This is a genomic window from Spirulina sp. CCY15215, assembly GCF_016888125.1.
Classification (GTDB): domain Bacteria; phylum Cyanobacteriota; class Cyanobacteriia; order Cyanobacteriales; family Spirulinaceae; genus CCY15215.
Map to the genome: position 1 here is coordinate 22,738 of NZ_JACSWA010000592.1, position 8,115 is coordinate 30,852.

7 protein-coding genes are annotated in these 8,115 nt (G+C 41.8%); 6 read left to right on the top strand and 1 reads right to left on the bottom strand.

All coding sequences use genetic code 11. The features are described from left to right. The first annotated feature begins 12 nt into the window (after window positions 1-12). The 4 genes from JUI58_RS22175 (at window position 13) to JUI58_RS22190 (ending at window position 5,004) form a co-directional block, all read left to right on the top strand. Window positions 13-1,275 carry a lipid-A-disaccharide synthase-related protein gene (locus JUI58_RS22175; protein ID WP_204106020.1) on the top strand — a complete coding sequence of 421 codons (1,263 nt, stop codon included), beginning with the start codon at window positions 13-15 and terminating at the stop codon, window positions 1,273-1,275. Window positions 1,276-1,322: 47 nt separating this feature from the next. Next, window positions 1,323-2,549 (top strand): glycosyltransferase family 2 protein, encoded by a 1,227-nt coding sequence (locus JUI58_RS22180; protein ID WP_204106021.1) that lies wholly within the window; start codon window positions 1,323-1,325, stop codon window positions 2,547-2,549. 70 nt (window positions 2,550-2,619) lie between these two features. Then, window positions 2,620-4,701: a M3 family metallopeptidase gene (locus JUI58_RS22185; protein ID WP_204106022.1), complete on the top strand. Its 2,082-nt coding sequence runs from the start codon at window positions 2,620-2,622 to the stop codon at window positions 4,699-4,701. 93 nt (window positions 4,702-4,794) lie between these two features. Next, window positions 4,795-5,004 carry a hypothetical protein gene (locus tag JUI58_RS22190; protein ID WP_204106023.1) on the top strand — a complete coding sequence of 70 codons (210 nt, stop codon included), beginning with the start codon at window positions 4,795-4,797 and terminating at the stop codon, window positions 5,002-5,004. A 59-nt stretch (window positions 5,005-5,063) separates the two neighbouring features. Here JUI58_RS22190 and JUI58_RS22195 read toward each other — a convergent pair whose 3' ends face one another. Next, window positions 5,064-6,281 (bottom strand): AAA family ATPase, encoded by a 1,218-nt coding sequence (locus tag JUI58_RS22195; protein WP_204106024.1) that lies wholly within the window; start codon window positions 6,279-6,281, stop codon window positions 5,064-5,066. 176 nt (window positions 6,282-6,457) lie between these two features. Here JUI58_RS22195 and JUI58_RS22200 point away from each other — a divergent pair, with 176 nt between their 5' ends. Together JUI58_RS22200 and JUI58_RS22205 are read left to right on the top strand one after the other, a co-directional pair. Further along, the gene (locus tag JUI58_RS22200; RefSeq protein WP_204106028.1) at window positions 6,458-6,802 is read left to right on the top strand and encodes a thioredoxin family protein; all 345 of its coding nucleotides are present in this window, start codon (window positions 6,458-6,460) and stop codon (window positions 6,800-6,802) included. A 4-nt stretch (window positions 6,803-6,806) separates the two neighbouring features. After that, the gene (locus JUI58_RS22205; protein ID WP_204106025.1) at window positions 6,807-7,982 is read left to right on the top strand and encodes an LL-diaminopimelate aminotransferase; all 1,176 of its coding nucleotides are present in this window, start codon (window positions 6,807-6,809) and stop codon (window positions 7,980-7,982) included. The last annotated feature ends 133 nt before the right edge of the window (window positions 7,983-8,115 follow it).

Here is an 8,115-nt window from a genome sequence, read left to right on the forward strand (position 1 = left end):
CGACTGCCCTGTATGAAGTTACTTTGCCTGAGCAATGGTCATGGAGAAGATAGTATAGCCGTTCGCATTCTCGAAGAATTGCGAAAACTTCCTAATGCACCAGAAATTGCCGCCCTTCCCCTCGTCGGCGAAGGATACGCTTATACAAAGGCAGATATTCCTATTATCGGACCGGTGAAAAAAATGCCTTCTGGGGGCTTTATCTACATGGATGGGCGACAGTTATGGAAAGACGTGCGAGGGGGCTTATTGGGGCTGACCTGCGCCCAATATCGCCTCGTGCGTCGCTGGCACAAGCGCGGCGGTTCCGTGTTAGCAGTAGGAGATATCGTCCCCTTACTTTTTGCCTGGTTGAGTGGGGCAAATTACGCTTTTGTCGGTACGGCGAAATCAGAGTATTATTTGCGAGATGAGTCGGGTTGGTTGTCCCGATCGCACGGCTGGGAAAGTTGGTCGGGATCGGTGTATTTGCCCTGGGAAAGGTGGTTAATGGGGCGCGATCGCTGCAAAGTCATTTTTCCCCGCGATCGCCTCACCACTAGCGTTTTAAAGCAATTTTCCCTGCCTGCCTTCGCTTTAGGCAACCCCATGATGGACGGTATTTTACCGGATCCTCCCGCGCCGATATTTTACGAAAAAGATGCGGAAGAACAGGAAAAGGCAAGACCGTTTAAAGTATTATTGTTGCCAGGCTCGAGAGCGCCGGAGGCCTATAATAATTGGGCATTAATTCTGCAAGCTGTTGCCAATATCCAACAAGAATTTCCCGGTCGTTCCTTGCTGTTTTTAGCCGCGATCGCCCCCTCTCTCGATCTGGATGAGTTTCAAAAGGGTTTGACAGGATGGGAGGAAGAAAATAGCCTGCCAGAAGATGCCCCCATTAACGATCTTTCTGCCCTGGTTTTCCGCCGCGATCGCGCCCAATTAGTATTGACCCAAAATGCTTATAATGCTTGTTTGTTAAGCGCAGATTTTGCGATCGCCATGGCAGGGACAGCAACAGAACAATTTGTCGGTTTAGGCAAACCCGTTATTACTTTCCCAGGAGAAGGTCCCCAATTTAACTACCAATTTGCCGAAGCACAAACGCGCTTGCTGGGAAATTCGGTTATCTTGGTCAAGAAACCCGAAGAAACAGCCAAAACCATTCAAGGCGTTTTAGCCAAACCCGATCGCCTGCAACTAATTGCCCAAAATGGAGTTAAACGCATGGGAAAACCAGGTGCGGCTGCTAGAATTGCAAAATGTTTATTAGAAAGGATTAATGATCAATGAGACTCCTCTCTTAATTCCCTATTCCCTATTCCCTACTCCCTAAAATTATGAAACTCAGCCTTTGTACAATTGTTAAAGACGAAGAAAAATCTCTACCACAATGCTTGGATAGCGTTAAAGGTGTCGTGGATGAAATTGTCATTCTCGATACGGGATCGAGCGATCGCACGCCAGAAATAGCCGCCGAATATGGTGCGAAAGTCCATTATTTTACATGGAACAATGATTTTGCCGCAGCCAGGAATGAAGCACTAAAATATGTTAAGGGAGATTGGGTTTTAATTTTGGATGCAGATGAACGCCTAAATCCCGATATTGTACCGCACATAAAAGTAGCGATGCTAGAAGAACGTGCTTTAGTGATCAATTTAATTCGCAAGGAAATTGGTGCAGCACAAAGTCCTTATTCTTTAACTTCTCGCCTCTTTCGCAGACATCCAAAAATTGAATTTTCTAGACCTTATCACGCTTTAATTGATGATAGTGTTGTGGAGTTGGTTAAAAAAGAACCTCACTGGCAAATCGCGACAATTCCCAGTATAGCTGTTCTGCATTATGGCTACGATCCCCACGAAATTGCCTCAAAAGAGAAAGGCGATCGGGCTAAAACGGCCATGGAAAGTTATATCAAAGACCATCCCAATGATTCCTATGCTTGCAATAAATTAGGGGCGCTGTATTTAGAGGAAAAAAGAATAGAGGAAGGCATAGAATTATTAGAGCGTGGTTTAAAAGATATGAATGCAGGGGCGATGGTAATATACGAGTTAAATTATCACCTTGCTAATGCTTACAATCGCAAACAAGATGTGAATAAAGCAGTAATTTACTATCAAGCAGCTTTAGCACAAAATATTTTGCCTGCCTTAAAATTAGGCTCCTACAATAATCTTGGCACATTGTTATTTACGGCGGGAGAATATCAAATGGCAGAACGAGCTTTTGCTGCCAGCATTGTTGCCGATCCCAGTTTTGCTTTTGGCTACTATAATCTAGGCATGACCTTAAAAGCACAAAATAACTTCGACATGGCAATTAAAGCCTATAACAAAGCTATTGAACTCAAACCAGACTACGCCCAAGCCTATCAAAATTTAGGAGTAACATGGTTTAAATGCGGCAAAGTTGATTTAGGATTGCAAAATATGGGTAAAGCGATCGCGCTATTAGAAATGCAGAATCTTCTCGAAGCACAACGCTTGCGTCAGGAATTAAAAGAGATGGGTTTTGAAGTCCCAAAAGTCAAACTCGAGTCAGTAACAGGAAAAAGATAAATAATGAATGATGAATGATGAAAACATCACCAATAACCAACCCAAACTAACTAACAAAAACAAAAAAAATATGTCTGATAATCCTCTTTTGATTGGCAAAGAACCTCCTCCTTTTGATATAATTAAACCCCAGCACATCGTTCCGGCAATTAAACAGTTATTAGAAGACTTAAAAACCGCACAAACAAGATTAGAATCTTCTGTAACCCCGACATGGGAAGGCTTAGTTGAACCTCTGACAGAAATTGAAGAACGCTTAACATGGACTTGGGGCGTTATTGGGCATTTAATGGGGGTAAAAAATAACTCTGAATTGCGATCTGCCTACGAAACCGTACAGCCAGATCTGATTAAATTTAGCAATCAAATCAATCAAAGCAAAACTATCTATAAAGCCTTTAAAGGTATCCAAGAAAGTGAAGGCTTTAATTGCCTCGAACCTGCTCAAAAACGGATTGTAAACGCAGCTATCCGGGATGCAGAACTTTCGGGAGTTGCCCTAGAGGGAGAACAACAAGAACGCTTTAATGCTATTGAACTTGAATTAGCAGAATTGTCCACTAAATTTTCTAATAATCTTCTGGATGCAACGAAGTCCTTTAAATTAAAATTAACGAGTCAAGACGAAGTAGAAGGTTTGCCTGAAAGTTGTTTAGCCTTAGCTGCACAAATTGCCCGGGAGGAAGGAGGAAAAGAGGCAGGAGGAAAACAAGCAACAGCTAAAGATGGTCCTTGGCTGATTACTCTAGATAGTCCTTCCTTTTTTCCTTTCCTAAAATACGCGAAACGTCGGGACTTGCGGGAAAAACTTTACCGAGCTAGAATTACCCGTGCTTCTAGGGGCAAATGGGACAATAATCCTATTATCGATCGCCTTCTTGCTTTACGAAAAGAACAAGCGAAAATTTTGGGTTTTTCCAGTTATGCCGAGGTGAGTTTAGCTAAGAAAATGGCTTCCGATGTTGCAGCCGTAGAACAGTTACTCGAAGAATTGCGATCGCCAGCTTATGAAGCCTCCCAAAAAGAGTTAGCAGAGTTAAAAGAATTTGCTCAACTTGACGATTTAAAACCCTGGGATATTCCTTTTTGGTCGGAACGACAAAGAGAAGAAAAATTTGCTCTCAATGCGGAAGAATTGCGCCCTTATTTTCCACTTCCCCAAGTTTTAGATGGGTTATTCGGACTAATTCAACGTCTTTTTGGTGTTACTATTTCTCGTGCTAATGGTCAAACTTCTGTTTGGCATGAAGATGTTGGCTATTTTCAAGTTAAAGACGAAACGGGAGAGGCGATCGCTTATTTCTTTCTCGATCCCTACAGTCGTCCCGCAGAAAAACGCGGAGGTGCATGGATGGATGATTGTATCTGTCGCCGAAAAATCAAGGAAAATGGTACAATTAAAAATCGCCTTCCCGTGGCTTATATGGTCTGCAACCAAACCCCTCCCATCGACGGAAAACCGAGTTTAATGGCGTTTGAAGACGTGCAAACCCTCTTCCACGAATTTGGCCACGGTTTGCAACATATGCTCACGAAAATTGACTATCCTCAAGCGGCTGGAATTAATAATATTGAATGGGATGCCGTAGAGTTACCCAGCCAATTTATGGAGAATTGGTGTTACGATCGCGCCACTTTATTTGGCATGGCGAAACACTATGAAACAGGGGAAACTTTACCAGAACATTACTACCAAAAACTTTTAGCAACACGCCATTATCAAAGCGGTTTATCAACCCTACGTCAACTCCATTTTGGTTTGTTAGACATTGAATTGCACCATCGCTATCAACCAAGAGGGAAAGAAACTCCGAAAGAAGTTCGCGATCGCATTGCCAAAACAACTATGGTTATTCCACCTTTACCAGAAGATGCTTTCCTCTGTTCTTTTGGTCATATTTTCTCAGGAGGTTATGCTGCTGGCTATTATAGCTATCATTGGGCAGAAGTTTTAAGCGCTGATGCCTTTTCTGCTTTTGAAGAAGTGGGTTTAGAGAATGAGGAAGCTATTATCAAAACCGGACGACGTTTCCGCAATACCGTGTTAGCTTTAGGAGGAAGTTTGTCACCAATGGAAGTGTTTAAATCCTTCCGCGATCGTGAACCCAAAACCGAACCCTTATTACGGCATAAAGGCTTGATTCAAGTCTAATAATTAAAATACCAACCAATCTCAAATAAAGTTCATATAGCGAATAGCTTTTAATCTGATTTAGAATAAATTAAAGCTGACAGGATTATCACAATGACCCAGCCACCACTACCTCAACCTCAACTCGATCGCCAGCCGATTACTTTCGACCAGTATGAGGCATATACCCCCGAAAAGCTGGAACTCTGGGACGGTTTTTATGAATACGGAGGGGAAGATTTTACGGGCTTTTATTTAGCGGTGTTTGAATATAATCAACTAAGCACTTGGCCTCGTCAAAATCTTTTATCAGATTCTATATAAATTGTAATATTTATCATGTTGCATTTTCTAATTAATGTATTTCAGTATAAATCAAGAGATTACCATCTTTTTCCACCTATCAGACCCTGTAGCCAAGCCTGTCCGACTAGAAGTTTTTCGTCAAATTCTTCCTGAAACTTAGTATTAACTTCTGTCTCATTGCGATCATTTTTCTCAAATACTACAATATTCTCTGCATCAAATAAATTTAGGAGTAATGGTGAATGAGTTGTAATTATCAGTTGTGTTTCCTTTGATGCTTGTTTTATCGCATTTGCAATTGTATTTATCATATCAGGATGAAGACTTGTTTCTGGCTCATCAATACAGATAAGATTGCCTCGTTCGGGATTAAATAGTATTGATAAGAGAAGAAGATAGCTGAGAGTTCCTTCTGAGATATGTTCAACAGAAACTGATTTTCTAAGGTGCTGTTCGCGGAGTGACAAATATAGCTTTGAACCGATAAAATTAAAACTAATATCCTTAAAATGTGGATTAATTTTCCCGATAGACTCTTCAATTCTATCATAGTCTAGAGAATGATTATTTTTTATATGATTAAGAATCGTCATAAGATTTTGTCCATCCGGTAACAGTTTTGTCTCAGTACCATAGCTGGAAGGTTGTCTAATAGGACTAGGAAAAGTTGTATCAAAATAATAATAGACAGAAGTTTCTTCCAAAGCTCTTTGTAAGGTAAAGAGAGGATAAAATCTCTCGGGATCGGAAATTTGCTTTAAAATAGGCTCTGTTGATTTGAAAGTCATCTGTTTACTTTCTTGAGGATAGCTCTGGATTCCCACTTTCTCTTCTTCTCGTGTGGAAATAATACCTCGTGCATTATTCATATCCATAAACATAAAATTATTTTTATTAGCACTTGTGCTGATAGAATACAACTTTTCTTGTAGATAATAAGAACTTAAACCTGACTTATATATTGTCATTTCATAAATTGGATTGTTTGGAAATTTGAATCCTTCTTGATTCGTTGCTTTTGCGATCGCTTCTTTATCAAATTCAAATGATAGCTTTATATAATCTTTTCCATCTTCTCCGAAATTTGCCACTGTATCAAACCCACTCCAATTTTTCAGAAAAATTTTCTCCAATCCATTTCCAATAATACTCTCATAGAGCAACTGAATCGCTTTGAGAAAATTAGATTTTCCACTTCCATTAATTCCCAAGAGTATATTGACATCAGAATTAAGTTCGATTATGGTCGAATGCCTAAAACTAAAAAAATTTTCTAATGTTACTTTTGAAATCATAATAGATTGAGATTATTTGGGCAAATCGTACCCCAAAAAGAGAAATTTGTCAAGCAGTCCGAGACAACACGATACTAAAGTTGTCAAGCCGTTTTGTGGTAAAATCCAAAGGTATCCAAGGGCTATATAGAGGAAAGCCCTTGAAAAAAAAGGACTTAGCAGGAGTTTTGTCGATCGTGAGTAAAGTTGTTCTTATTTCTGATGCGGATTTCGAGCAAGAGGTCTTTCAAGCTACAATCCCCGTATTGGCGTATTTCTGGGCTCCTTGGTGCGGTCCATGTCGATTGGTTGCCCCTTCAGTAGAGCATATTTCCGAACAGTATAGCGATCGCCTCAAAGTCGTAAAACTGGAAATCGATCCCAACCCTAAAGCCGTCAAGCGCTGTAAAGTTGAGGGAGTACCTGCTTTAAGAGTGATTCAAGGGGATAAAATTCTTAAGTCTCACGAAGGTGTAATTACTAGAGCAGCTTTGGCTCAAATGATAGATGAGTGCTTGATTAAAGATAAAGATCGACCGTAGAACAATGCAACTAGCCCGGCGCATCTCTTCCCTCCAAACTAATGTTTTTGCCGATATGGACAAGGCAAAAGCCAAGGCGATCGCGGCAGGTCGAGATATAATTGACTTGTCTTTGGGGTCATCCGATTTACCTGTCGCCAAGCCCATTCTTGACGCGATCGCCGACGCTTTGCAAGACCCATCCACCCACGGCTATACTTTATTTCACAGTACCCAACCCTTTCGGGAAACTGTCGCGCAATGGTACTGCAATAAATATGGCATTGCGATCGATCCCGAAACAGAAGTCTTGCCTTTAATTGGCTGTCAGGAAGGCACTGCACACCTTCCTTTAGTTGTCCTCAATCCAGGAGATATTGCCCTACTTTGCGATCCTGGCTATCCTTCCCATAAGGGAGGAGTTCACTTAGCTGGGGGGAAGATCCACCTCATGCCTCTACGGGAAGAAAAGCAATTTTTACCCGTCTTTGCAGACATTCCTCGGGAAATTGTAGCGCGATCGCGGCTCATGGTTTTAAGCTATCCTCACAATCCCACAACCGCGATCGCACCTTTATCTTTTTTCCAAGCAGCCGTTAGGTTTTGCCAAGAGAATAAGATTATTTTGGCTCACGATTTCCCCTACTCCGATTTTGTCTTTGCGGAAACCCCTACTCCTCCTTCCATATTGCAAGCCGATCGCGAGAAAAACAACACCATTGAATTCTTTACCTTCTCGAAATCCTATAATATGGGAGGATTTCGTATAGCTTACGCGATCGGTAACAGAGAACTCATTGGCGCATTGCGTCGAGTCAAAGCCATCATCGATTTTAATCAGTATCGAGGCATTATGAGGGGGGCGATCGCCGCATTAAAGGCAGAAGAGGCGATCGTTACCGAAACCGTCTCCACCTTCCAAAATCGCCGCGATATCTTTATTAAAGCCTTAAACGCGATCGGCTGGAAAGTTCCCACTCCCCCCGCAACCTTGTATGTGTGGGGAAAATTACCCCCCACCTGGGAAAAAAATTCCTTGCAATTTTGCCTGCAATTAGTCGAAAAAACTGGAGTCGCCCTTTCTCCAGGATCGGGTTTTGGCTTAGAGGGAGAAGGCTACGTGCGTTTTGCCTTGGTGCATCCCCCCCATATCCTGCAAGCTGCTGTGACGCGGATCGCCGCATTTTTGGAGGAAGTTTAGCGGCTTGCTAACCCTAACAAGAGAATATAGTAGTGGGAGCGTCTCGCTCCCTAGCTGAATAAACCCTAACAAGAGAATATAGTAGAGCGTCTCGCTCCCTAGCTGAATAAACCCTAACAAGAGAATATAGTAG

What these genes read in the sequence shown, in the direction of transcription:
- JUI58_RS22175 (WP_204106020.1), top strand. Translation starts at nt 13, where the DNA reads ATGAAGTTACTTTGCCTGAGCAATGGTCATGGAGAAGATAGTATAGCC.
- JUI58_RS22180 (WP_204106021.1), top strand. Translation starts at nt 1,323, where the DNA reads ATGAAACTCAGCCTTTGTACAATTGTTAAAGACGAAGAAAAATCTCTA.
- JUI58_RS22185 (WP_204106022.1), top strand. Translation starts at nt 2,620, where the DNA reads ATGTCTGATAATCCTCTTTTGATTGGCAAAGAACCTCCTCCTTTTGAT.
- JUI58_RS22190 (WP_204106023.1), top strand. Translation starts at nt 4,795, where the DNA reads ATGACCCAGCCACCACTACCTCAACCTCAACTCGATCGCCAGCCGATT.
- JUI58_RS22195 (WP_204106024.1), bottom strand. Translation starts at nt 6,281, where the DNA reads ATGATTTCAAAAGTAACATTAGAAAATTTTTTTAGTTTTAGGCATTCG.
- JUI58_RS22205 (WP_204106025.1), top strand. Translation starts at nt 6,807, where the DNA reads ATGCAACTAGCCCGGCGCATCTCTTCCCTCCAAACTAATGTTTTTGCC.